The sequence below is a fragment of the Paenibacillus sp. 2RAB27 genome, from assembly GCF_052115445.1.
Lineage (GTDB): Bacteria > Bacillota > Bacilli > Paenibacillales > NBRC-103111 > Paenibacillus_E.
In genome coordinates this window covers 15,062-40,365 of record NZ_JBFRGR010000025.1, presented here as the reverse complement: position 1 = coordinate 40,365, position 25,304 = coordinate 15,062, and the positions used below count along the sequence as shown (strand labels likewise).

At 44.7% G+C, this 25,304-nt stretch carries 22 protein-coding genes; 1 reads left to right on the top strand and 21 read right to left on the bottom strand.

The window, feature by feature from the left end; translation table 11 throughout:
* Positions 1-187 precede the first annotated feature (187 nt).
* From serC to liaF, 16 genes are all read right to left on the bottom strand, one after another.
* A complete protein-coding gene (gene serC / locus AB4114_RS26270; protein ID WP_441991112.1) occupies positions 188-1,276 on the bottom strand; it encodes a 3-phosphoserine/phosphohydroxythreonine transaminase in 1,089 nt (362 codons plus the stop codon).
* Positions 1,277-1,356: 80 nt separating this feature from the next.
* Entirely contained in the window at positions 1,357-1,866 is a 510-nt protein-coding gene (gene mug / locus AB4114_RS26265) for a G/U mismatch-specific DNA glycosylase (RefSeq protein WP_441991111.1), read from the bottom strand.
* Positions 1,867-1,884: 18 nt separating this feature from the next.
* Complete coding sequence (locus tag AB4114_RS26260) at positions 1,885-3,117, bottom strand: DUF1501 domain-containing protein (protein WP_441991110.1); 1,233 nt, start codon at positions 3,115-3,117, stop codon at positions 1,885-1,887.
* A gap of 12 nt (positions 3,118-3,129) precedes the next feature.
* Positions 3,130-4,458 carry a DUF1800 domain-containing protein gene (locus AB4114_RS26255; protein ID WP_441991109.1) on the bottom strand — a complete coding sequence of 443 codons (1,329 nt, stop codon included), beginning with the start codon at positions 4,456-4,458 and terminating at the stop codon, positions 3,130-3,132.
* Positions 4,459-4,574: 116 nt separating this feature from the next.
* On the bottom strand, positions 4,575-5,129 hold the full coding sequence (locus AB4114_RS26250) for an NADPH-dependent FMN reductase (protein WP_441991108.1): 555 nt from the start codon (positions 5,127-5,129) through the stop codon (positions 4,575-4,577).
* Between the two features lie 95 nt (positions 5,130-5,224).
* Positions 5,225-6,649, bottom strand: coding sequence for a type I glutamate--ammonia ligase (gene glnA / locus AB4114_RS26245; protein WP_171630017.1), 1,425 nt, complete (start codon positions 6,647-6,649; stop codon positions 5,225-5,227).
* A gap of 239 nt (positions 6,650-6,888) precedes the next feature.
* Complete coding sequence (gene aroF, locus AB4114_RS26240) at positions 6,889-7,932, bottom strand: 3-deoxy-7-phosphoheptulonate synthase (protein WP_056609517.1); 1,044 nt, start codon at positions 7,930-7,932, stop codon at positions 6,889-6,891.
* A gap of 154 nt (positions 7,933-8,086) precedes the next feature.
* On the bottom strand, positions 8,087-8,626 hold the full coding sequence (locus tag AB4114_RS26235; protein ID WP_441991107.1) for a DUF2062 domain-containing protein: 540 nt from the start codon (positions 8,624-8,626) through the stop codon (positions 8,087-8,089).
* A 36-nt stretch (positions 8,627-8,662) separates the two neighbouring features.
* Positions 8,663-9,619 carry a 4-hydroxy-3-methylbut-2-enyl diphosphate reductase gene (locus AB4114_RS26230; RefSeq protein WP_441991106.1) on the bottom strand — a complete coding sequence of 319 codons (957 nt, stop codon included), beginning with the start codon at positions 9,617-9,619 and terminating at the stop codon, positions 8,663-8,665.
* A 46-nt stretch (positions 9,620-9,665) separates the two neighbouring features.
* On the bottom strand, positions 9,666-11,156 hold the full coding sequence (locus tag AB4114_RS26225; protein ID WP_441991105.1) for a sensor histidine kinase: 1,491 nt from the start codon (positions 11,154-11,156) through the stop codon (positions 9,666-9,668).
* A gap of 1 nt (position 11,157) precedes the next feature.
* A complete protein-coding gene (locus tag AB4114_RS26220) occupies positions 11,158-11,847 on the bottom strand; it encodes a response regulator transcription factor (RefSeq protein ID WP_441991104.1) in 690 nt (229 codons plus the stop codon).
* A 115-nt stretch (positions 11,848-11,962) separates the two neighbouring features.
* On the bottom strand, positions 11,963-13,549 hold the full coding sequence (locus AB4114_RS26215) for a S1C family serine protease (protein ID WP_441991103.1): 1,587 nt from the start codon (positions 13,547-13,549) through the stop codon (positions 11,963-11,965).
* 138 nt (positions 13,550-13,687) lie between these two features.
* Positions 13,688-14,101 carry a YugN family protein gene (locus AB4114_RS26210; RefSeq protein WP_441991102.1) on the bottom strand — a complete coding sequence of 138 codons (414 nt, stop codon included), beginning with the start codon at positions 14,099-14,101 and terminating at the stop codon, positions 13,688-13,690.
* A gap of 102 nt (positions 14,102-14,203) precedes the next feature.
* The gene (locus AB4114_RS26205; RefSeq protein WP_441991101.1) at positions 14,204-14,854 is read right to left on the bottom strand and encodes a response regulator transcription factor; all 651 of its coding nucleotides are present in this window, start codon (positions 14,852-14,854) and stop codon (positions 14,204-14,206) included.
* Entirely contained in the window at positions 14,851-15,891 is a 1,041-nt protein-coding gene (locus AB4114_RS26200) for a HAMP domain-containing sensor histidine kinase (protein ID WP_056609502.1), read from the bottom strand. Before AB4114_RS26200 ends, AB4114_RS26205 begins: the two co-directional genes overlap by 4 nt.
* Positions 15,892-15,900: 9 nt before the next feature.
* Positions 15,901-16,959 carry a cell wall-active antibiotics response protein LiaF gene (gene liaF, locus AB4114_RS26195; protein ID WP_441991100.1) on the bottom strand — a complete coding sequence of 353 codons (1,059 nt, stop codon included), beginning with the start codon at positions 16,957-16,959 and terminating at the stop codon, positions 15,901-15,903.
* A 271-nt stretch (positions 16,960-17,230) separates the two neighbouring features.
* On the opposite strand from liaF, the gene AB4114_RS26190 reads away from it, so the two are divergent.
* Entirely contained in the window at positions 17,231-18,520 is a 1,290-nt protein-coding gene (locus tag AB4114_RS26190; protein WP_441991099.1) for an ammonium transporter, read from the top strand.
* A gap of 45 nt (positions 18,521-18,565) precedes the next feature.
* Here the strand turns inward: AB4114_RS26190 and AB4114_RS26185 are convergent, their stop codons facing one another.
* From AB4114_RS26185 to AB4114_RS26165, 5 genes are all read right to left on the bottom strand, one after another.
* Positions 18,566-18,946, bottom strand: a complete 381-nt coding sequence (locus tag AB4114_RS26185; RefSeq protein WP_441991098.1) for a hypothetical protein — start codon at positions 18,944-18,946, stop codon at positions 18,566-18,568.
* Between the two features lie 78 nt (positions 18,947-19,024).
* A complete protein-coding gene (locus AB4114_RS26180; RefSeq protein ID WP_441991097.1) occupies positions 19,025-20,548 on the bottom strand; it encodes a methyl-accepting chemotaxis protein in 1,524 nt (507 codons plus the stop codon).
* Between the two features lie 325 nt (positions 20,549-20,873).
* Positions 20,874-21,572 (bottom strand): 3D domain-containing protein, encoded by a 699-nt coding sequence (locus AB4114_RS26175; RefSeq protein WP_441991096.1) that lies wholly within the window; start codon positions 21,570-21,572, stop codon positions 20,874-20,876.
* A gap of 140 nt (positions 21,573-21,712) precedes the next feature.
* Entirely contained in the window at positions 21,713-23,647 is a 1,935-nt protein-coding gene (gene thrS, locus AB4114_RS26170; protein WP_441991095.1) for a threonine--tRNA ligase, read from the bottom strand.
* 445 nt (positions 23,648-24,092) lie between these two features.
* Complete coding sequence (locus AB4114_RS26165) at positions 24,093-25,040, bottom strand: putative sporulation protein YtxC (protein WP_441991094.1); 948 nt, start codon at positions 25,038-25,040, stop codon at positions 24,093-24,095.
* Between the last annotated feature and the right edge of the window lie 264 nt (positions 25,041-25,304).

The window sequence follows — 25,304 nt, the reverse complement described above, 5'->3', positions numbered from 1 at the left end:
GTCGAAATGACTGGGACATTCATCCTCTACTAGATCTAGTCCAAACTCATCTTCCAATTACCGCTTTTAAAGCTGCTCAGAGACTCTCTACAGGCTTCTAAACCATTCGATCGAAACTACATGCCTCAGCACAAAAAAAGCTATTCACGCGCACACGAGGGTGCCATGAATAGCTTAATTCATTTTCTCAACTGTTGCGTTGTTGGAAATCCGTCATGAAATCAGCGAGTGCTTTACATGATGCGTAAGGAACTGCGTTATACGTGGAAGCACGTAGACCACCGACACTGCGATGACCTTTCAAGCCAACGAACCCTTGCTGTTCGGTTTCTTTAATGAACTTCTTCTCTAGCTCTTCATCTTGCAAGCGGAACGTAATATTCATCGCAGAACGGCTTCCTAGATCTACGGGTCCACGGTAGAAGCCATTGCTGCTATCAATTGCGTTATAAATAAGGCCTGATTTTTCTATATTATTCTTCTGAATAACCGTCAATCCGCCTTGCTCTTCAATCCATTTCAACACCAGATTTACCATATAAATGGAGTATGCTGGCGGTGTGTTATACAAGGAATTGTTTTTGCTATGCGTTTCATAACGCATCATGGTTGGGATTGTTTTTGGTAGATCAACAAGTAGATCGTCTTTAATAATCGCAACGGTCACACCAGATGGTCCAAGGTTCTTCTGTGCTCCCGCATAGATCATGCTGAACTTGGAAACGTCGACTGGACGGCTCAAGATATCACTGGACATGTCACCAATCAGAGGAATATTGCCTGTTTCCGGAAAGCTTTGGAATTGCGCGCCTTCAATCGTCTCATTGGACGTGATGTGCAAATAAGCTGAGTTCGGATCTAAGTTAATGTCACTCAATGCAGGAATTTTCATAAATTTCTGTTCTTTCGAACTAGCCGCCAGAGAAACTTCTCCGAATAGCGCTGCTTCTTGCACAGCCTTCTCGGCCCAAGCGCCTGTCAGCACATAGCTGCCAACCTTGCCTGCCTTCAAGAAATTCATAGGGATCATGGAGAACTGAGAGCTCGCTCCACCTGTCAAAAAGAGAATTTGGTACCCATCTGGAATACCAAAAATACGCTTTAATAACACTTGTGTTTCATTGTGCACTTGCTCATATTCGCTACTCCGGTGAGAAATTTCCATAATGGACATGCCAATGCCTTTAAAATCAACAAACTCTTCTTGTGCTCTCTGAAGTACTTCGAGAGGTAAAGCCGCAGGCCCTGCGTTAAAGTTATAGGCCCTGTTTCCCATGAGTGACCACACCTTTTCGTTTTGTATTATGGCTATGATAGCAATATTCTGTGCAAGCATCAAGTAAAACCTCAAACAGGCTATACGAGACTTGTCAGAATTCCTCGATAAATCGCTACCATATCTTCCAGCTTCATTCGCACAAGTCCGCTAGAAGACGGACACACATAATCAATAACGCCTTCTACCATTGGCTGCGGTTGACTCCCCCAGGAAATGCCTCTTCGCCCGCTATACTGCTCATAGACACCCTTCCCCACGAAGCAAACTACCTTGGGTCGGTAGGCCTCAATTTTCGCTTTCAGAATATATCTGCCCTCTCGATACTCGTCTGCCGTAATTTCTGCTGCTGTCAAAGAAGGGCGTGCCACGATATTCGTGAAGCCATAACCAATTTCAAGCAGATCGCCATCCTCTTGCGGCTTGTAGAGCCTTGGCGTTAAACCCGCCTGAAACAAGATACGATAGAATCGATTGTTGGGATTCGCATAATGATGCCCGGTTTCCCCTGATCGAATACTCGGATTATAGCCAACGAAGAGAATTTGCATCCCCTCCGCAATATGATCTGAAATTGCCGTTAGTTCCAACCGTGCACCTCCTACAAGTTAAATGAACTTTAAATTTTCATACGTTTTACCTAGCACTGTTGCTGCATCCCCATTTAACCATGAGTCAATTAATGTACTATAGACAGAACGGAAATCAACCTCATATTTCAAATCTCCATTATCTAAGTTACTCAAGCTCGGATAGGCGCCGTATAGACCGCCCTTTACCTTGCCGCCAATGACCAACATCGGTGCCGCTGTTCCGTGGTCGGTTCCACCGCTGCCGTTCTCCTTAACACGACGTCCAAACTCGGAGAACACCATGACAGCGACGCGATCCTGCAACCCTTGTGCCTGTAAGTCCTGATAGAATGCAGTTAGCCCTTCATCGACCTGCGTCAGCATTTGTGCATGTTGCAGTTTCTCATCCGCATGATCGTCGAATCCCCCTACTTCTACATTAAAGAGCCGCGTCCCTGATTTGCCAGCCAGCAGTTTCGTTACAAGCTGTAAGTCCCTTGCAAAATTCGTATTGGGATACTCAATTTTCTTCGTATAAGTGGCTGCCAGCGATTGGATCGCTTCAACGCTCTTATAGGCTTCCGATCCTCGAGCAGAAATGACTCGCAATTGATTGGGTGAATTCGATGCCCCGTACATATCCAAGAACGCTTTGGTTATTCTATTCTTGTCCATCAACGCTGTCTTAGGATCAAATACATGATAGGACTCCAGAGATTGAATCACGGGAAAGCTTGATTGATCAGAGGCGAAGGCTTTGCTGCCTGATCCGCCTATTTGAATCACTTTTAGCGGATTCGGATTCTTCTGTAAGGAAGATTCCGCATACCGTGCCAACCAGCCGCTGCGGCTCATTTTCGCAGGCTCAGCGGTTTGCCAAATTTCCATAGAGCGAAAGTGTGAATGATTAGGCTCCGGATATCCAACTCCTTGTATAATAGCCACTTTACCTAATTTATACAATGCGGCTAATCCTGTGAGACTAGGATGTAAGCCCACGTGAGAATCGAGCGCCAGTATTTCCTTCTGTTCATAAGCAAGCGTAAGCCGAGAATCATAATAGAGGCCCTGTCCATATGGAATCAAAGTATTGATCCCATCATTTCCGCCGCTTAACTGCACAACAACCAACACCGGCTCCTCCACGCTAGGTTCGGGACTCCCTGCCCATAGGGATTTACCCGTTTCTGTGAAAAGTGCGCCGCCAAGCCCAAGGGTTGCGAATAACGCCGTACCTTTGATCAGAAAATCTCTTCTCGTTAATTTCACAAGTTTCCCCCCCTATTTCATTTGAGCTTCAGGACTAATCAATACAAGCTGCAGGAGACCTCGCAAGCCTGTTAATTTTTGCTTTGTTTGAGTTGTATGTACAATGGTGTCATCGGCGTAAGCACGCAAACTCGCTAGCGTTTGCTCGGATAAGTCCGAGATGCCCATGAGCTCTGCATAGCGCTTCGTCCACTCGATAGGTGACTCCGCTTGATTGGGTTGGAACGCTGGCGCGTTCAGCTGTTGTCCGTTCATTTGCTTCGCGATGCCCTCGGCGAACTGATACCTTGCCAACAAACAGTTCGTTGTGAGCCAAGAGGCGCCCCCTCTCCAGCCTGCAACATCAGGAGGGACGAATAGTTCCTGCCCCATCTTTCTCATCGCTTGTGCATGCCCCTTGGCGACAGAGAGATTGCAGCATTTCAGGATACCCGCTACATAATCTGCTGGTGTTTTAATAAGCGACATCCGATTGGTATCTGCGTAGAATTCATCGGAGAGAAATAGTTCCTGAAGCACTTCCCCCACCGTATTCTTCTGAGTGATTAATCCAGCTATGGTCTGAATCCAACGATCGGAAGGTGTGTCAGTTGCCAAATAGTTCAACAACTTCGTCGCTAGAAAGGTTGGCAATGCTTTTTGGTGAAATAGGATATCAATCACATCGTCTGCATCTAATTTGCCGCTTTCCCCGAGCAATGTCTTGGGATCGTTATCGTGCTGTTTGGCATTGTAATTGACCTTATGATCATTTTTATTGTACGTCCAGCCTGTAAAAGCGCGCGCAGATTCCTTCACATCCATTTCGGTGTAGTGACCGATGCCAAGTGTGAATAGCTCCATCACCTCACGGGCATAATTCTCATTCGGCTTGCCTTTCTTATTCTGATTCACATCCAGCCAGATCATCATGGCAGGGTCTTTGCCGATTTCGATAAGCAGCTCTTTGAAATTCCCCAATGCATATTGACGGAACAGTTCATTTTGCTTCGCCATGAGCGACGCATCTTTCACTTTATAATTCGCCGTCGCGAAATGCCCATGCCAAAACAACGTCATCTTCTCGATGAGCGGCGCAGGTGAGTTCACCATCCGATAAAGCCAGTACATCTGTTGATCTACTAGTAAGAGCGGATCCAAGGCTTTCTTCCCGTCCGCATGAAACTCGTCGAAGGAGGCTAGCTTCGGGGCCTTGTCGATCAACGCTTCACCCGATACTAAACGTCGAACCGTTTCCTCCCGCCCTAACGCTAAGCAAGCTGCAACTTCTTCCTTCGCCACACCAAATCCCGCACGCAGTAAAAGATGAACAACTTCCTTGTTGGTCCACTGGTCTCCCATGATCTCCCCACCGTTCATTTTTTCCATACTGTACCATATAAATGTGTCAAAAGTATGTAGAAATACAAATAACCAAGTCTAGTGACTTGGTTCTCTGAACTCGGGTTCGAAACGTTCTATTTCACTGATCCCACGAGCTGCCCGGCAAGCTGTAGGAAGGATCCAACAACACGTCGCACTCGCTTATCGACATCCGGATGAATGTCTTCGAAGTTGGCGTCTACATGGAAGCTCTTGCGTTGCTCGCCACCAATCGAAATCCATTCTGGACTGTTAATCCCGTGTAGATTTCGGACTGTCGTCTGCATCTGTGTCAGCGAGCTGACAGCAACCGCTCCACCTGCGGAACTGACGGACAGCACAGCTTTGTTATGGAAATGATCCTGTCCAACATGATCAAGCGCATTTTTGAGCACACCGGACATTCCACTATGATACTCAGGCGTTGCCAAGACAATGGCATCGGCGGACAACATCGCCTGTTTAAACGCCCCTAATGCTTGGTGATCATTACCATTATCTTCAGGTGTATAGAAAGGTAATGGCGTCTTATATAGATCTATTAGTGTTACTTCATGTTGATCTTGTGTTGCCAAATACTCAATATATGTGGCAAGTCTTGTACTCGTAGCAGCTCCATGATTGCTTCCTGCAACAATCGTTATTTTCATCGTAAATTCATCCTTCCTTTATAAAAGAAAACTGCTCCTCCATAGCGTCCTATGAAGGGGCAGTTCCTATGATCATATCCTATAAGTGCTAAAGATTAGCAATCGAAGTAAAGGTTGTACTCGTGTGGGTGAATACGGATTGCAACTTGTTTCGCTTCGCCGCGTTTCAAGTCGATGTAGTTATCGATGAAATCTTGTGTGAATACGCCGCCTTCAAGCAAGAAGTCGGAATCAGCTGCAAGAGCATCCAAAGCTTCGTCTAATGTACCAGGAACGCTGCGGATTTCAGCTTTCTCGCTATCAGACATTTCATAGATGTTTGTATCAAAAGGACCGTATCCAAGAGCACGTGGATCGATTTTCTTTTTGATACCGTCAAGACCAGCCATCAACATTGCTGCGAAAGCAAGGTACGGGTTAGCTGTGCTGTCTGGTGTACGGAACTCAATACGACAACCCTTAGGTGTCACAGCCGCGATTGGAATACGAACTGCTGCTGAACGGTTACCTTTGGAGAATACAAGGTTTACCGGAGCTTCGTAACCAGGAACTAGACGTTTGAAGGAGTTTGTACTTGGGTTCGTGATCGCGATCAACGCTGGAGCGTGATACAGGATACCACCGATGTAGTTGATAGCCATTTCGGAAAGGTTCGCATATGCGCCTTTTTCGTAGAACAATGGGTTACCTTCGTTGAAGATGGACATATGAACGTGCATTCCGCTACCGTTGTCACCAAATAGTGGTTTCGGCATGAAAGTTGCAACTTTACCATATTCTCTCGCTGTGTTAGCAACGATGTATTTGTATTTAAGTAGATTGTCTGCTGTTTTAGTCAAAGTGTCAAAACGGAAGTTGATTTCAGCTTGACCAGCTGTTGCTACTTCATGGTGATGACGCTCAATGCGAAGACCTGCATCAGCAAGCTTATTACACATTTCGGAACGGATATCTTGTTGAGAATCCATAGGAGCTACTGGAACGTAACCGCCTTTTACTGGAACTTTATAAGCAAGGTTGCCGCCTTCTTCTTTACGAGCTGTGTTCCAACCAGCTTCTTCGGAATCAACTTCGAAGTAGGATTTGTTCATACCATTTTCGAAACGAACATCATCAAAGATGAAGAATTCGGATTCTGGTGCGAAGTATGCTGTTGTACCAACGCCTGTTGTTTGCAAATATTCTTCAGCCTTTTGAGCGATGCTACGTGGATCACGGTCATAACGGTCGCCTTCAGGTGTATGGATGTTGCTCATAATAATCAAAGTAGGGTGTGCTGTGAAAGGATCCACATAAGCGGTTTCCGTATCTGGCATCATTACCATGTCAGATTGTTCAATACCACGGAATCCTGGGATCGACGAACCGTCGAAAGCTACGCCATTCACGAAAGTTTCTTCATCTACTTCAGTAGCTGGTAGTGAGATATGTTGTGCTTTACCGGCAAGACCTACGAAACGAAAATCTACCCACTCAATATTCTTTTCCTTGATAAGGTTCAACACGTTTTGAACTGACATTTAAAAAACCCTCCCATTTCCGTACATTCAACGTACTTTGCATGATTAATGTTCTTCTTTTGCTTGTTTTCTTTCACATATTATATAGCGATTCCTCTAACACAGTCAATACTTATGTCAGGTATTTTTTAAAGGAGTGTAAGCTATTCTTACACTCACACACAATTTTCACATGTATCCAAAAACAGGAAACGAGTTTCCCCATTTTCTGGAGAAACCCGCTCTATGAAAACCATATATTACGCCAAAATGGCTTCTTTCTTCGTATCAAACTTCTTACCAAGTAGTGGAGCAAGCTTCTCAAGATCAGATAGCAAGTGGGCAAATTGATCTGGGAACAACGATTGTACGCCGTCTCCTGTCATTGAATTGTCCGGATCTGTATGCATCTCGATGATTAATCCGTCCGCACCAGCTGCTACAGATGCTTTTGTCATTGGAACTACCAACTCTCTGCGTCCTGTTCCATGACTTGGATCTGAGATAACCGGCAAGTGACTCAACGATTTAAGGACTGGAATAGCTGACAAGTCTAACGTATTTCGTGTGTACGTCTCGAATGTACGGATTCCGCGTTCACAAAGCATAACATTCGGATTGCCGCCAGCGAGAATGTACTCAGCTGCATTCAAGAATTCATCATACGTAGAGCTAAATCCACGCTTGAGCAATACTGGCGTTTGAATTGTTCCTAATTTGCGAAGGAGATCAAAGTTTTGCATATTACGCGTACCTACTTGCAGAATGTCCGCGTATTCCGCACATACATCCACGTACTCCGGTGTCATGACTTCTGTGATGGTAAGAAGACCATGTTTCTTACCCGCCTCCGCCATCATGATCAAACCTTCAACACCAACACCTTGGAAGCTGTATGGACCTGTTCTTGGTTTAAAAGCACCGCCGCGCAGCACCTGTCCGCCAGCTGCTTTCACCAAGCGAGCAATCTCATCGATTTGCTCTGGTGTTTCAACTGCGCAAGGGCCACCCATGACAACCAGTTGTTCCCCGCCGATTTCAACACCTTTAATAGAAATAACTGTATCGGCAGGATGGAAATCACGACTAGCCAGCTTGTAGGACTTCGAGATTTTCACAACTTGCTCAACACCAGACATTTGGCGAAGCTGTTCCGCTAATTTCGGATCCGCTTGACCAATGATCCCAATTACTGTACGATCCTCACCTTTGGAAACATGCGCTTGAACCCCTTGCTTTTCGATAAATTGCACAATTTCCTGAATACGCTCATCCGAAGTTTTGTTTGATGTAATTGCGATCATGTGATCCACGCTCCTATTTCATTTATTTTGGGGTATTTGATTATCATTTCACTAACACGCTTCAACGCTTGTTCGCTTCTATGCTTTTATGCTTTTAACCGCTAAAGTAAATATACAACGCTTGACGAGATTTCGTCAAGCGCTAATTTATTACCTATTCTTTTGCTTCACCCGGAGCTAACTGATCTTTACGTATTCTACGTTTTTCTTTACGGCGATTCGTGTGGTACTTGAGCAGAAGCACGACTGGGAAATAAGCAATAATACCAAGGAAAAGACCTACGACCATCCCACCGACAATTAAATCCAAACCGCTACGAATAATATTAGAGAGGAGATGCGGTAGATGGTGGATCAGATAGATCTTAAAATGCTTCGGCACTAAATATTCCCCGACCTGCTTATTAAGAATGGAAAAAGGTATATAGATGACTTTACCGAACACAAAGCCAATTAAAGCCGCAGGCAAGTTTGCTCTCAGTAGATAAACCAATGGAAAAATAAGAACAAACGCAAACCCTGCAGTCGGTAATGTGAACATCTCAACAAATAGTCCAATCGAAAAGCCTCTTGCTACCATGGAAGGACCGCCCTTGGCACGTAAAAGAAGTAAATATTTGAATTTGAACCAACGTTTAGTACTTTTCCAATCGTAGCGAGCTTTCATCATTTTCACCTTCTGAGTACTTTGCATGCTAGTTTCAATCCCGTCGAGTGGAATAAGCAGGAATTACACGGTACTTGCTGCTTTGGATTTAACAGGGGGAATTAGTTTCTTCATATTAATAGTACGTTTTATTTCCCAACTGGTTTCATCTTTCGCATCGTAATTTTCTAAATAGGTAATGACCTCTTTGGTGATCGGTGTGGGTGTAGATGCCCCTGAAGTTACACCTACTTTACGAACATTCGCCAACCATTCTCTGTTTAGTTCTGAAACATCTGAAATACGGTACGCCATGACGCCAGCGATCTCTTGTGAAACCTGAGCCAAACGGTTCGAATTGTTGCTTTTCGGATCGCCAACGACAATGACCAGATCAACTTCTTTCGCCTGCTCCGCGACGGCTTCTTGACGAACCTGCGTTGCCAAGCAAATTTCATTATGAATTTCAGCTTTTGGGAAAAGCGTTAATAACCGATTCATAATATGTTTAATATCCCACTGACTCATCGTGGTTTGATTCGTAATGATGATTCGATTCGACTCCAGGTTAAGGTGTTCAGCATCTTCCAGCTTCTCAATCAAGTGCACATGATCTGGAGCTACGCCAATAGCACCTTCTGGCTCAGGATGCCCCTTTTTCCCGATATAAATAATGTCATAACCGTCTGCTACTTTTTCACGAATCAGATCATGCGTCTTCGTTACGTCCGGACATGTTGCGTCCACAACAGTAAGGCCTTTGTCACGCGCCAAACGTCTTACCTCAGGAGAAACCCCATGTGCAGTGAAGATAACAGTCCCTGTCTCCACTTGCTGCAAAATCTCAAGGCGATTCTCGCCATCCAGCGTAATGACTCCTTCCTCTTTGAAGAAATCGGTCACATGCGCATTATGAACAATCATGCCTAAGATATATATAGGTCTGGGAAGATTTAAATTTTTAGCCGTTTGCATGGCGAGCGCCATAGCATCAACAACCCCATAACAGTAACCTCGGGGGGATATTCGAACAACTTCCATCTGTTCCACCTACCTAAACCGTTGTATTTCTTCTAATTATATCTGATTATATGGCATGAGGGAAGTTTGCCGGCAGCCAGATTAAAAAGGTACTTCCTTCGTCCTTCCGAGTGGTGACTTCAACAGACCCGTCATGCTCATCAATGATCCATTTGGCAATCGATAAACCAAGCCCCGTCCCCGTCGTAACTCCTCTGGATAAATCCGCTCGATAGAACCGATCGAAAATATGAGGAATATCTTCCTTATCCATCCCTATGCCAGTATCCGAGATTCGTATGCCAATAAAGCTGTTTCTGCGTATCGCCTCAATGGTTACAGAACCCGTTGGTGTATATTTAAAAGCATTTTCAATAAAGATAAACAACAATTGCTGCAAGTAATCACGGTTTCCTTGTACAATGGCATCTTCGAGGGCATCAAGATCTCCCACTTGCCATTCAGCCCTATGCTCGAGCAACTGCGCTCTCCTTACTACTTCGTGAACTAGTGGCTTGAACTCAATCGGATGTTTCTCCATAAGAACGCCAGCATCAGCCCTCGCAAGCGCGAGTAAATCATTGACTAACCTGCTCATCCGCTGCGCTTCCCCGGCAATATCGTGCATAGCTTCCAAGGACATTTGAACCTGATCTGGCGTAGCTAACTCTTTAGTCCCCGACGTTTGCTTCCACATTTTCTCCAGCAGATCCACATTCCCACGAATCGTCGTTAGCGGTGTTCTAAGCTCATGCGACGCATCTGAGACGAATCGCCGCTGTGCGCGATAGGCTTCATCTAATTCCACATACGTAATTTGAATACGGGATAGCATGCCATTAATCGTATTCGTCAAACGGCCTATTTCATCTAGAGGTCCATCATAGTGAATCCGCTTCTCAAGATCGTCTCCACTTTCGATTTGATTCGCGGCATCTATGACTCGCTCAATCGGTTTTAATGCCTTACGTGCTAAGAACCAGCCTAGGGAGGCAGCGACAATAATGGTTAAAATAGCCCAAATGATCAGCGTGTAACGCAGCGTGACGGCCGTTCTCTCGTAACTGCCGATCGGTATAGCTGATTGCAGAATGCCAATGAGCCGTGCTTTATTATCCGTTATGCCTAGGTGATAGATCAGAAAATCCTGATTAAGAATTTTCGTCTTCTCAAAATACCCAATCTCATTTTCCTGTTTTTCTACTTGGCGTTGCAGTTTATCGATTGTCGATTGGCCAATAGGCAGCGTCTGATCATAATATAGTAAATTTGCTGATCGGTTATAGCTCTTTAGCGCGATATTATATAATTGTAAAAAGGTATTGGTGGAATTGAAATCTCTGCTTTCTAATTCAAGATCAACAACGAGCCCTTTCTGAGAAAGAGCGATGCTTTTCTGAATACGAGTGGAGCTGTTGACGGCCTCCCTTTTCACATCTTGACGAATTTGATCATAAAGGAAATAGTTCAAGAAGAAGTAGAGAACAATGCCAAAAAGCAGCATCGTGATAGCCAAAATGCCTGAATACCATAGCGTAAGCCGCAGGCGAAGCGACATCTTAATTTTCCCCTCTCAATACATAGCCTGCTCCTCTGACCGTTTGAATCAAACGTTTGTGGCCAAACTCTTCTGTTTTCTGGCGTAACAAAGCTATGTAAACCTCTAAGACGTTGGACTCGCCGCTGTAATCGTAGCCCCAAATCTTCTCCATGATAATATCCCTCGACAGAACTCGCTTCGGATTCTGCATGAATAGATGCAATAAATCGAACTCTTTCGTCGTTAATTCAATTAGCTTCTCGCCACGGAAAACCTCACGGGTATCTAAATCTAAGATCGCATCTTCAAAGCTAAGCCGATTATTCGCCTGTTCAGGTCGTTCCGTTCTTCGACGAAGTAATACTCGCACTCTCGCAAGCAGCTCTTCCAAAGCAAAAGGCTTGACCAAATAATCATCAGCGCCTAGATCCAAACCTTTGACACGATCACTAATATCGTCCTTCGCAGTCAGCATGAGGATCGGCACTTCGCTGCCGCTTTCACGAATCCGACGAACAACTTCCCAGCCATCGATGTGCGGCATCATGACGTCCAAAATAATAAGCTGCGGCTCTGTCACCAGCATTTGCTTGAGACCTTCTAAACCGTTAGCTGCTGTGGTAACCAAATAGCCTTCAAAAGCAAGCCCACGTCTTAACATGGATGTGATTTTCTCGTCATCGTCAATAACCATAATATTCTCTCTCATTGGTTCGCCCCCATTCTATCTTCTATTGTAGCAAAATAACCGATTAGCACAAAGAAGCAGAGCCTGCAAGCTTGAGGCCGCGGACTCTACTTCCCTTCAATTAAGTGCTTGGAACTTACTGAGCTGGTGTCTCAGCGAGTGTATTTTTGTCTCCTACCGTAACTGGAACTTCTGTTTTCTTACCATCACGAATAATACCTAACGTTACTTTGTCGCCAACTTTCGTTGCTTGAACTTTCGTAATCAACTCTTGTGAGTTCTTGATTTTGGCACCATTCAGCTCAACGATGACATCATATTGACGTAAGCCTGCAGTGAATGCTGGGCTCTTACGTTGAACACTGCCAACCAAAGCGCCGTCTGTGTTAGAAAGTTTCAATTCACTAACCCAATCTTGACCAATATCTTGCAGACCAACACCAATATAAGGAACTGGCTCTTTCGGAATCGTAACATTATTCTTCAAGTTATCTAGAACAGAAGAAATTGTGCTAGTCGGAATTGCAAAACCAATCCCTTGCGCTTGTGAGCTTACCGCTGTGTTGATCCCAATAACTTCACCGTTAAGGTTCAAGAGAGGACCACCTGAGTTACCAGGGTTAATGGAAGCATCTGTTTGCAGTAAATGTTTATACTCACGCGTCCCCTTCTCATCAGGGATACTAATTGGACGTTCTTTCGCACTAAGTACACCGACGGTTACTGTGTGATCGAATCCGTAAGGGTTACCGATTGCAACAACCCAATCACCTACGTTTACGTCATCCGCTTTACCAAGAGGAAGGATCGGGAAATCTTTCGTTCCTTCAATTTTCAGTACCGCCAAATCCAAATCGTAGCTGTTACCCAGCAATTTCGCTTTAAACGGCTTATCATAGCCTTCTACGGTTATTTGAATTTCATCCGCTCCGTCAACCACATGCTCGTTCGTTAGGATATATCCTGTTTTCTCGAAAATAAAGCCAGTTCCCATACCCGCTGGTTGCAATTGTCCGCTTCCTGCGTCATTTTGACCACTCTTAGGTGTCGTTTGACCACCACCATTATCGCCAAAGAACTGACGGAAGAATGGATCATCGAACAGTGAGTTTCCACCATTGCTGCGACTCGATGTCTTCGGCTTCACGAGTGATTCAACCTTTACAATGGCAGGTCCTGCATTTTGAGCGATCGCGGCAATATTGCCAGGACGAACAACATCAAGAGCAGCATTCTTCACTTCACCGCCATTACTATTCGAGCTGCTTGCTACAGTTGTCGCTGAACTTGAACCAGAAGCTAACGGTTGATTACCTGAAAACATGTTCGTTTTATCCGCTGTAAACATCAACGCACCGACAACGAGCGCTCCTGCCATGAATGCTGCAAAAATGCTTTTTACGGAAGAACGCTTCTTCGCATTAGGATCCCACGCCGCTGGACCTTGAGGTGCATTCTCCGAACCAAAGCTGAAGGGACGCAGCGTCTTAGGCGGTGTTACTTCAACATTTGAAGTGCCTTCCGAACTTGTAGAAGAAGTTGTTAAGGATTGACCTTCACTTTCTTCATTAAAAGCAGATTTGTAAGGCCCATAGGAGTAATAGTAGGAAGGTCTTTCTTTGTTAGGCTCTTGCGCCTCGTTACTGCGGGATTGCTCCTGCTCGTTGTTATCATTATTCTGCGGCTTGAAAAAGTCGCTGTAGTCTTTTTTATTCTCATCCATGGGTCTTACCTCCATAATTAAAGTTATAAGTGCATGTTCTCTTGAAGGATCTTGTTGTTCTCTATGTGTCTATCATGCACTCACAACCTTAAACGAATATTAAAAAACAATAAAATGGAGGTAAAAATAGGACATTTATTAATGAATCCATGCACTTTCAACTGATTTTAATACGCTTGCGGCTTCTTTTACCCATTTATCCTCAATACTAGCATCAGAATCCAATGGTGCTTGGAACTGATCAACCAATGCGCCTGCTGTCTCCATGTCAGCTTCCGAATCTAATCCTTCATTATAGACATGTTTCAGAACAAAAGGAGTACCGACCTCAACGACGGCATCCGTCTCCTCCACATCGCCTTCTATTCTGCCCGTGACGACTTGAACGGGAATTCGTAACCAAACCTTATTCGCCTCATCCAGTGATCGATCAAAGTAGCCATGGTCATAATCCCAACCGCCACCTAAATTAAAATCAAATTGTTCTAGCTGGGCACGCACCTTATCAAATGTTTCCTGTACCTGCTCCAGTGAGGAAGTTAGTGGTTTCATAGCGACTCTACACTCCTTAAGCGCTCATATTATTTTACTTACGCATAGAATGTGCCAAATTGACATTTTTATGTGCGATAGTCCCTCAATTTGTTCGTGCTGTTAAACCCATCCTTTTCGATGTGCGAAAATGGCTAATTGTGTACGATCATCAAGCTCACACTTCATCAACAGGTTGCTAACGTGTGTTTTAACTGTTTTGATACTAATAAAAAGCTCTTCGGAAATATCCTTGTTGCTTTTTCCTTCAGCAATTAAGAGGAGGACTTCACGTTCCCGCGTTGTTAGCCCTTCCTGCTCCGGTAATTCACTCCGCTGTCTAATGCCTCTAGTCAACGCTTGCGACACTTCAGCATTCATGACTGGCATGCCGCGGTAGGCACTCTGAATCGCGTGAATCAACTGATCGGAAGAAACCGTCTTCAACATATAGCTAATAGCTCCGGATTCAACAGCTTCCAGCACCTTGGCTTCCTCCAGAAAAGAGGTCAGCATGATTACTTTTATCTGTGGAAACTGATCACAAATGAGCTTCGTCGCTCCAATCCCATCCAACACGGGCATCGTTAAATCCATTAGAATGACATCAGGCAATGATGGAAGGCTTTCTTCCTTCAACTGATCTAAGGCAGATTGACCATTGGGCGCCTCCCCCACTACTTCTAAACCAGGCTCCAATGAAATGTAAGTGCGCAGACCCACTCTCACCATGTCGTGATCGTCCACAATCATTACTTTAATGTTCGGATTCATTCTTGTTTTCCCCCTGAATGCCCTGAAAATCGCGGAATACGAACGCGTACGCGAGTTCCTGAGCCTAATTTGCTATCAATCTCTACTTCTCCGCCTAGCTTTTGCGCTCGTTCTCTCATGGTTGATAGGCCGTGGGAAGCAGATGGGATATCTCTTCGTTCAAAACCTTGACCATCATCCTGCAATTGCAGCACATATTGATGCTCTCTCTCGTAGATCGCCAATCGAACCTGTTTAGCCGAGGCATGTTTAATGACATTCGCAAGTCCTTCTTGGATAATGAGAAAAAACTGATGTTCTATCGCCTCCGAAATAATTTCAGGCAGCGAAACATCAAGTTGACCCTGAAGTTCATGGGTCCGGCAATATTCCGGGAACCATTTCTCCAAGGCTTCTTGTAAGCTCATATCTTTTAATTCGATCGGTCGTAGTTGTGAAATGAGGCCACGCATCTGCTTCTGAGCATGATGGGACATCTCAATGAGCTGGTTCATTAGCGATGGTGCAGCCGCTGGGTTTCTTTCTAATATTTTGGGAAGTGAGGAAGCCGACATATGGATCGCGAATAGCTCTTGGCTCACTGTATCATGAAGATCTCTCGCAAGCCTGCGTCTTTCTTCCATCACAGCGCTCTCTGTCAGCTCCTGATCCCGAATGGCTTCGGCCTCCCCTAGCTTTTGCATCAGCTGCACGCGTTCTTCAATGGAAGTTGCCATGGAGTTAAAAGCATCATACAAGTATAAGAAGGGCTCTACTGGCTCCATATCAATTCGAACAGAGAAGTTCCCTTTTGACAATTCCAGCATTGCGACATGAAGCTCGTCAACCTTGCGCTGCCACCTTCTAGTTGCAATGAAACCTACGGACAAGCTCACTACAAGAATCGCGAAAGCGAACCACAAACGGAACTCCCAAGAACTCAGTTCCTTCTCGTAATATTCAAGTACGATATAAATACCCGAAACCGTTACAACGCTTGAGATTAGAAAGTAATTCAGCAGCTGCCACTTCATATTGAACATTCGCAATTTGTACATGCTCCATCCTTAACCTATCTTTTTAATGGTAATATCGCCAATAAACATACTTGTTGTTACGACGATTTTATGTTCCGCCTCTTCATAATGTGAGGTTTGCGTTCTGATGTTGCGTAGAAATCCACTTTCACGCCGATCAAGAACCTTCATATCCCCAATAAAGGAGCTTGCCATAACTCGAACCTCAACATCCATATCGTTCGGGATGAAAATTTTCACATCGCCAATAAATGCCGTAACATGAATCGTTGTTTCGCCACGTGGAATTGACGCACGCGTAAGATCGATAACAGAATCGCCAATAAAGTGAGAAATCTGAATAGGCTTTAATTCCCAAGCCTCTTGTCCAAGGTGAACATCGCCAATAAAACCATGACGGTGTAGAACATTACCTGAATCGAAATTATGAACGAAGCCATCATATTTGTGTTGGTGTTTGTGTTGGGAGTCTGTCCATTCTCCATGCTCCTCGTCCTTTGGATACGTGCCGTGGATATCCTTCAGCACTTCCTTCTCTTCAGCAGTAAGGCCGTGTTTCATACTACTCGCCGAAGTATGATCCATGTGTTCTTTCGAATTGCTGGAGAGATCGCCAGACGCGTTCCAATTTCCAGACTCCCAATGTTTCTTATATCCAGAATGTCGTGCTCGATTCGCTTCTCGCCGAGCTTGTCTTTCTTCCTCTTTTGCTTTCTTAATGGAAGGCCACTCAGGCGACTCTTTCTTGCCCGGTTTAAAAATCACATTTAAACCAAAAAGTATTAAAGCAACTGGCGCAAGAAATTTAAACATTTCTCCAATAGAAAGGTCGGTTACATTTAGATTTTTCAAAAGAAATATGGTTCCTACGCCGCACATCATCAAGCTGCCTATGGATCCACCCCAATGGTACTTTCGCTGTGAGACAAAGCCAATGAGCCCATAAAAAATCAGAATCGCAGGCCAATACGTAGATACTAAATAGCCGATATCAATTTGAATGATTCCTAATTGATTTAGTAAAAAGAGTGTGCCCGCGGATACGAGCACTAGCCCCCAAATCATTCTTTGAAACATATGCGGATTCATACGTTCTTCCTCCATTTGTGTAAAGCGTTGTTAAGATAACTCTAGTTTATAAGATACAAGGGGGAATGAAAAGAGACGGTAGATTGAAGGCGATCTCCGCCTCAAGACCGATATTACAAAAGACTTCACTAGCAAACCTAACATGAGTGTCGTATAAGACGAACATTTTGACGCATATGTCATGTATTCTTACGTATCGCGTTGACACCCATGTCATCAGAACCGTATAATTGGGCAGAGAACGCAAGTATTATAAGGAGAGATTACAGGAATGGATCAAATCCAACAACTCACTTCTGGCCTAGACACAATTTGGGTCGTATTGACTGCTGCGATGATTTTATTAATGGAAGGCGGCTTTGCCTTACTAGAAGCAGGCTTTGTCAGACAAAAGAATGCCGTCAGTATTATCATGAAAGTATTTGTCGATATCTCATTCGGTGCGCTTATTTTTTACTTTTTTGGATTTGCACTTATGTACGGTAAAGACATCGGAGGCATCATCGGTACAACAGGCTTTTTCATGAGCGGAGATTTATCACACATCGCGTTGACAATCTCACATGATACCTATTGGTTGTTCCAATGTGCTTTTGTTATTGCCGTTATTTCAATTGTATCCGGTGCTGTAGCAGAACGCATTAATTTTCGTGCTTATATTCTTTATACAATAGCCATGACCGGATTAATCTATCCCATTGCTGGCCATTGGGTTTGGAGTGTTGGCGGTTGGCTCGGCAAGTTTGGGATGGTTGACTTCGCTGGATCCGCTGTCATCCACGGACTTGGCGGCTTCTCCGCACTCGCCGCAGCCATGATTATCGGTCCCCGAATTGGTAAATTCTCTGCCGATGGTAAAGCTAACATTGTCCCCCCATCTAATTTGCCCCTAGCCTCTGTAGGCGCATTTATCTTATGGTTCGGTTGGTTTGGTTTTAACTCTGGGAGCACGTTAAGCGCTACCAATACATCGATCGGCCACATCGCGGTTACCACGATGCTTTCCGCCGCAGCCGGTTGTGCAGCCTGCATTCTGTTTACCATGATGCGTTATCGCAAAGCGGACCCGCCCATGGTGATTAATGGCGCACTCGCCGGACTCGTCGGAATAACGGCAGGTTGCGCATTCGTCAGTGATGCAGCAGCGATCTGCATTGGTGCAATCTGCGGGATTGCTATGGTCTACGCAACGGAAATACTGGAAGCTAGACAGATTGATGATCCCGTTGGCGCTTTTCCCGTACATGGAATTAGCGGAAGTATCGGCACCCTCGCTGTTGGCTTATGTGCGAAGCCGGATGCGATCCGCGAAGGAACAGCTGGCTTATTCTACGGCGGAGGTTTCCACCTTCTAGGTGTTCAAGCACTTGGACTTGTCACCGTCTGCGCGTGGGGTTTCTTCATCACTTGGGTTTTCTTGAAGCTCATTAAACGTATCGTTCCATTACGTGTGAGTCGCGACGAAGAGTTAATTGGGCTAGATGTTGGCTCACATGGGGTTCCAGCATACAGCCAAGAAGAAGGATTCTTGGATCTACAACACTTGAAGAATAACCAATGAAAAGGAAGAAGAGGACACCGCACACGCAGTGTCCTCTTCTTTATTTTAGGATGAGAATATGTCTTCAAATTCCTCTGGAACCGTAATATCGTCCCCAGGCTTAGAATCATTCATAATTTGTCTAGCTTGCTCGATTTCGGCACGGAGCTTTCTAACTTGCTCCATAGGTTTCTTCACATAATGAATATATTCAACAGCTAGATGATGATCAGGCTTCTTACCGGACAACATGCGCCGAAAAGATGACATGGTTTGATAAGCCCGTTCTTCTTTCATTCTCTTCACTTCATATCGCTCAACAACCTGCTCAATTTCCCGAGCTTGCTGCTCTTTCCGCGTAATAAAAGCCTCCAAGAAGGGAAGTACCTCCGCAGCTTTCCTAGTTGTTCTTAAGGGTATACCATCCGATCGTAATGCTTGCAGCATGTTCCATCACCTATCTCTCCGTGTCAAGATTTATAACAGTAATCTTATTTTACACTAAAAAGAGTGGTTTGAGAACTATTAATTTAACACTAAATCAATTCCGACGACACCAATAGGCGTTCCCATGTCATCTATAACGGATTTCGACAACGTGATGCATGGTTTTTTCGTAATAGCTGACACGTATTCTTCCGAAATGAAGAGCTCACCTGCCATTGCACGCTTCCACCACTCTCTCCCCTTGGCATTCACTAGCCCTGCTTCTGGCTGAGAGTAGATGAAGGTACCATCTCCGCGATTCGACCATATCGCTTCTATCCCTGCTGTTTTCTTCAAAATCCCATGTAAATGCGAGGCATGCTTATCTTCGACCAAAGATTTGATGTCAGGTACGCGAACAAGCGCATTCAATAATTGTTTCATTTCTTCAATGTTGACATGAATAGTTCCCTGCTTGCTCTTCATGCCAACAGCTTGTATGGCCGTGATCAACTCAGCGGAAGAACGATCTAAATTCTGATTAATATGCTGCAATCTCGAAACCTCGTGCCGCTGCTTCTTCATTTGATCCAGCGTATGCTCAACGCTCGACATCGTCTCATTCATCAAATCGACGACTTCCCCTAGGGAAGTTCTGGTCCCAGTAACCAGAGAGGATTGGTGCTTCGTTGAACTCGTCGTACTTGCAACTAGGCTATTCACATGCAGGATCAAAGAAAAGATCGTATCGATCTTGCCTTTCATCACCTTCATCTCATCAATCCCATGTGTCACTGAGGCTTTCTCTTCTGCCACTGCAGCGACAACTTGCGCGACCCCACTTTCAATATCAGCAAGTAGCTCAGACGACTTCTGAACGGCTTCATGACTTTGGGCAGCTAGTTTCTTAATTTCTTGCGCTACCACGGAGAAGCCTCTTCCATTCTCACCAGCTCTAGCCGCTTCAATTGATGCATTCAAGGCAAGTAATGACGTTTGGGCAACGACCTCTGTAATGAACGTGTTGATCTCTTCAATTTTCGACGTATGCTCGGTCAAATCTTGAATTTTCTTCTGCATCGTATCATTGTTCACATGCAAATCGTTCATTACTTCATCTGTTGCATTCAAGGAGCGACAGACGTCCACTACGGTATCTTTGGTTTGTTCACTTTCACGATGCATATGTAACGACGAATCCAGGATCTGATCAGCAGCTGCAGCCACTTGCTGAATCGCAGCAAAAGCTTCTTGGAGCTGTCCAGCGGCATGTTGGCTTCGCCCCTTCAATTCCTCTTCTCCTTGAATAGAGGCATCCGCAATTTGAAGAAGATGTCCGATGGAACGATTGACCTCTTCTACTGCCGCTGCTAATCGATCCGCAACAACCTGAGATTCTTGAATAAAGGTACGGAATTGTTCTTCGTGATCAAGAGCCCCTTGTTCTCGCTGTTTACCAGATGCACTAGCGCTTAGTAATGCACCTAAGCCCATTAAGATAAAAACAGCGACACTAACTACGGCAACCCATTTCGAAGCAGAAAATAAAGCGAATACATTTACAAGCATTCCAATAAGTGCAAAACCGTAGAACCAAGCTCTCTGCTTTGAATCCGTCCACATATGCAACCGGAACTCCTCCCAAAAGGAACAAAATGTTAGTTTTTGTTACATTATATCGAATATAGGAGGGCTTGAAAAGAATTAAAAAACGGAGACCCTCTCGGATCTCCGTCTTTCCAACAACGCTATTTGTTATTTATTTTGGTTTTGTGTGTTGTTTTGTTGCTGCTTATTAGGTACCGCTACTTCAGTAGCAAATTCCGTGTCTTGCGTTGCTTTCTTGTTGTTGTTGTTCTTGTTCTTTGCCATGTCAATCACCTCCTGTATGAGTATCTTTTCCCAAACAGGACTTTTTATGAATTTCTTTTTTCCACAAAATTAACCATTACAGTGCTTTGGCTGGAGCCAATATTTCATCCTTCAACTGCTTCCAAATGACCTCGGTGACTTTGCCATTCCCTTTTTTCACCACGAAAACCTTGACCGTCTTTTTACCCCATTCTTTATATACCTGATCCTTCGTGTTGAAATAAAGATCAATTTTCTTCCCTTTAATCGCACTTCCTGTATCTGCCACAACCCCGTAACCGTAACCTGGAATAAATAGTACAGTACCTAATGGGAATACCCTTGTATCTGCTGCTATAGTTGATAACGCCTTATCATCACGCATGACTTTCATACCAGAATACGTGATTCCATAAGAAGGATGGTCTGGATTCTTTCCTGTTGATTCTTTACCCGCAGAATACCCGGTCGCTGTGACTTCAACTACCGTGTATTTGGATAAATCAGAATCCAAGTTGGGAATAAAGCGATAACTTGCCTGTTGTTGATGCTCCTGTGCAACAGGGCGTGCAACCGGAATCACCGCACCCGCTTGATTGTCCTGCTGATTTCGTATATGGGTATCGGTATTTGCCGCCCTATAGTTCCCCTGATAACTTGCCTCTTCTCCGAAAAGCACGACCATAACGGTAAGCACCATCCATGCCAAAATCCATTTGGATTGCTTCGAAGTATCGGTTATTTTCATTGTAATTAAGCCTCCCCCTACTAATGTAGGCTTTCCATTTCCTTTCATCACTAAACCTCCACTTACAGACTCACTGTATAACATGTCCATCTTTTAACCACTTATTCACATCGAAAAGGATTTTGAGAACGCAAAAAAGCAGAGAAGTGACTAGCACTTCTCTGCTTCTTAATAGTAACAAATGGGAGTTACAGTTTGTTTTTGATTTCTTCTTGAATCATGTTGATGACTTCATTAATCGGCTGTGTACCTAGATCCCCTTGACCGCGTTTACGGATGGACAAACTTTCATTCTTCACTTCATTTTCGCCTACGACAAGCATGAACGGAATTTTCTCCAGCTGCGCTTCCCTGATCTTGTACCCTAGCTTCTCATTACGATTGTCCGCTTCAACACGAATACCAGCTTCTCTCAGTTTCTCCGTAACTTGATTGGAGAACTCTTCGAACGCAGGTGAAACCGGAATAACCTTAGCTTGGGTTGGCATTAACCATGTTGGCAACGCGCCAGCGAAATTCTCAAGCAAGAAGGCTGTCATACGCTCCATTGTGGAGATGATTCCTCTATGGATTACGACTGGGCGGTGTTTCTGACCATCTTCCCCTGTGTATTCAAGTTGGAAGCGTTCAGGTAATAGGAAGTCGATTTGCGCAGTCGAAAGCGTCTCTTCCTTCTTGAGCGCAGTCTTGATTTGAACGTCTAGTTTAGGACCGTAGAACGCTGCTTCGCCTTCTGCTTCATAGAATGGCAAGCCTAGTTCTTCAACTACTTCACGCAGCATACGCTGGGAAGTTTCCCACATTTGATCGTCTTGGAAATATTTCTCCGTGTCTTTCGGGTCACGGTAAGATAGACGGAAACGGTAATCAGTAATTCCGAAATCTGCGTACACTTGACGGATCAATGTAACAACGCGGGAGAACTCTTCTTTAATTTGATCCAAACGGCAGAAGATATGAGCGTCATTCAATGTCATTGCACGAACGCGGTGCAAACCAGTCAAAGCACCTGACATCTCATAACGGTGCATCGTGCCAAGTTCAGCGATACGAACCGGCAAATCACGGTAACTGCGCATGTCACTCTTGTACACCATCATATGGTGCGGACAGTTCATTGGACGAAGGACAAGCTCTTCATTGTCCATGATCATTTTCGGGAACATGTCTTCTTGGTAGTGTTCCCAATGTCCAGAAGTTTTGTAAAGCTCAACGTTAGCAAGTACAGGTGTATACACGTGTTGGTAGCCTAGACGTTCTTCCAAATCAACGATATAGCGCTCCATTGTACGTCTTAGCTTCGCGCCATTTGGCAACCAAAGTGGTAGGCCTTGACCAACTTCACGTGAGAATGAGAACATTTTAAGCTCACGACCTAGTTTACGGTGGTCACGCTTCTTCGCCTCTTCAAGCAAGTGCAAATGCTCATCCAATTGCGCTTTCTTAGGGAACGCAGTCCCGTAGATGCGTTGCAGCATTTTATTTTTTGCATCTCCACGCCAGTAAGCACCAGCAACACTCAACAATTTGAACGCTTTAATGCGTCCTGTTGACGGCAAATGAGGTCCGCGGCAGAGGTCAAAGAATTCCCCTTGATCATAGATCGTAAGAACGGAATCTTCCGGTAGATCACGGATCAATTCAAGCTTGAATGGGTCTTCCATCTCGGTGAAAATACGAATTGCTTCCTCACGGGATACAACACGTCGGGTAATCGCCAAATTTTCGTTTGAGATGCGCTCCATTTCCTTCTCGATTTTGATCAAATCTTCAGGGTTCAGCGGTGTTTCCAAATCGATATCATAGTAGAAGCCATCCTCAATCACAGGACCGATTCCTAGCTTAACTGCTTTATTGCCATAAATACGCTTGATCGCTTGTGCCATCAAATGCGCTGTGCTATGACGGTACATTTCTAGTCCTGCTTCGCTATCCAGCGTTAAGATTTCAACATCAGCATCATGATTCAAAGCGAAGGATAAATCTACGGATTTCCCGTTTACTTTACCACCCACTGCATTTTTCTTCAGACCGGATGAAATGGATTCCGCTACTTGCTCAATTGTGGTCCCTACTGCATACTCTCTCACTGCGCCATCTGGTAATTTTACTTGTACAACCATCTTTCCTGCCTCCTAATTGTGTAAGTGAATAGTGAATTGAACCGGAATAAACGGCTACATTGTCCTGTTGGACATACGCGTTTATCTTGGTTCATGCAAAGCAAGTTTAATACATAAACTTAAAAATGAACGCAAAAAAGCACACTTCATCCCATAAAGGGACGAGTGCGCTCAGCTCGTGGTTCCACCCTAGTTCGATTCGCTCTAACCCAAGGGAAAGTCGAATCCTCATCAGCATTCGTTAACGGGAATGATTCCGGTACTGTATAGTATCGCACCTGCAAGTCAGGTCGAATTCCACAATACGGCTACAAAGGGGTAAACAATCCGATTCGCTGAAGGAGATTGCAGCCTGGTCTCCTCTCTCTGAGCAGTTCATACAGAAAGTTGTTGTCTTTGATACTAACGCCTTCGATCACTATTATAAATGGCGAGAGGGACAAGGTCAAGGGGATAGTTGATCCTGCTTTTTGGCATCTCCGAGATAAAGGTCGCACGTACGGCAATAACTGCACACCGATGTACGGTCTTCGAAGATTTGTCCTATCGTCTTAATAATCGTTAATTCGGGATCCCGTGTATGAATATAAATGTTGGCGGGAGAGACAGTGATCAGAGTGCTCACGATCATATCCTCGAAATTGATGTCCTTCTCCAACATCTCCATTCGAAAGCTGGCATCAAATTCATTCGCATCAATGGGTTCCATCCGATCATTCAGAATGACGAACTCATGGCCGCCTTTGTGAATGAGATGCGCTGCAGGTATTTTGGCCTCTTGAATGTACACGAAATATTGTAGAAGCGAAATAAATTCCTGATACTGGCGGTCCATCATAAACTCATCAATCGCATATTCGGCAATTTCCCTTAGTTCTTCCCTATACTCCTGAATGCGGAATTTGAGGAAGCCATCTAAGCTAATCTGCGGATTCTCCTCGAGCAATGCGTTTATCTGTTCCTTGAGCAGCCCAATACGACGAAGCCGACTTGGGCTGCTATTCATCAGCGGCAACCCTTCCAGCTCACTCTCTTGGATCAAGGATTGCTTACAGTAACCTTCGATGGCCTCGATGTCTGACTGCTTTTCATATTTAAAATCCTTGGTGATCAAGTTACGTAAAATGCTGGATTCCTTGTCCGCTACAATGTGGCTCGCCAACACTTCAGCTACGCAAGCTCGTACTTGAACCTCATGAATATGTGGATCGTGGATCACACTTCCTGCTTCCGCTTCCACATAAATAAAAGCACGTGTTTCACACCAAATGTAGGTAGCCGTCAAACCATTTTGGGCGATATGTAAATGCTGCAGCGCTTGCTTCACCTGTGCGCTTAGCGAACGTACATAGGATTCCTCGACATTGATTAGGGCAATTGCAAACAGTTCCATGTGCTCACTCCTTCCATCTATGCATCCTCCTCTTAAGAGTATATGGTCGATACGAGGGAGATATACAACGAACAATTTGCCATTTGCGGAAGAAGGGAAAATGCAAAAAAGGAGCAGCACACGGCTGCCCCTCTCGAAAGTAAGGAGGCGATTTACAGCTCGATCAAAGCCTTCACAAGAAGGAAGGGGAGAACACCGATAGAGACGAAAGCATAAAGAAATCCTTGTACAAAGCTTTTGAGCAGTTTCACAAAAATCACTCCG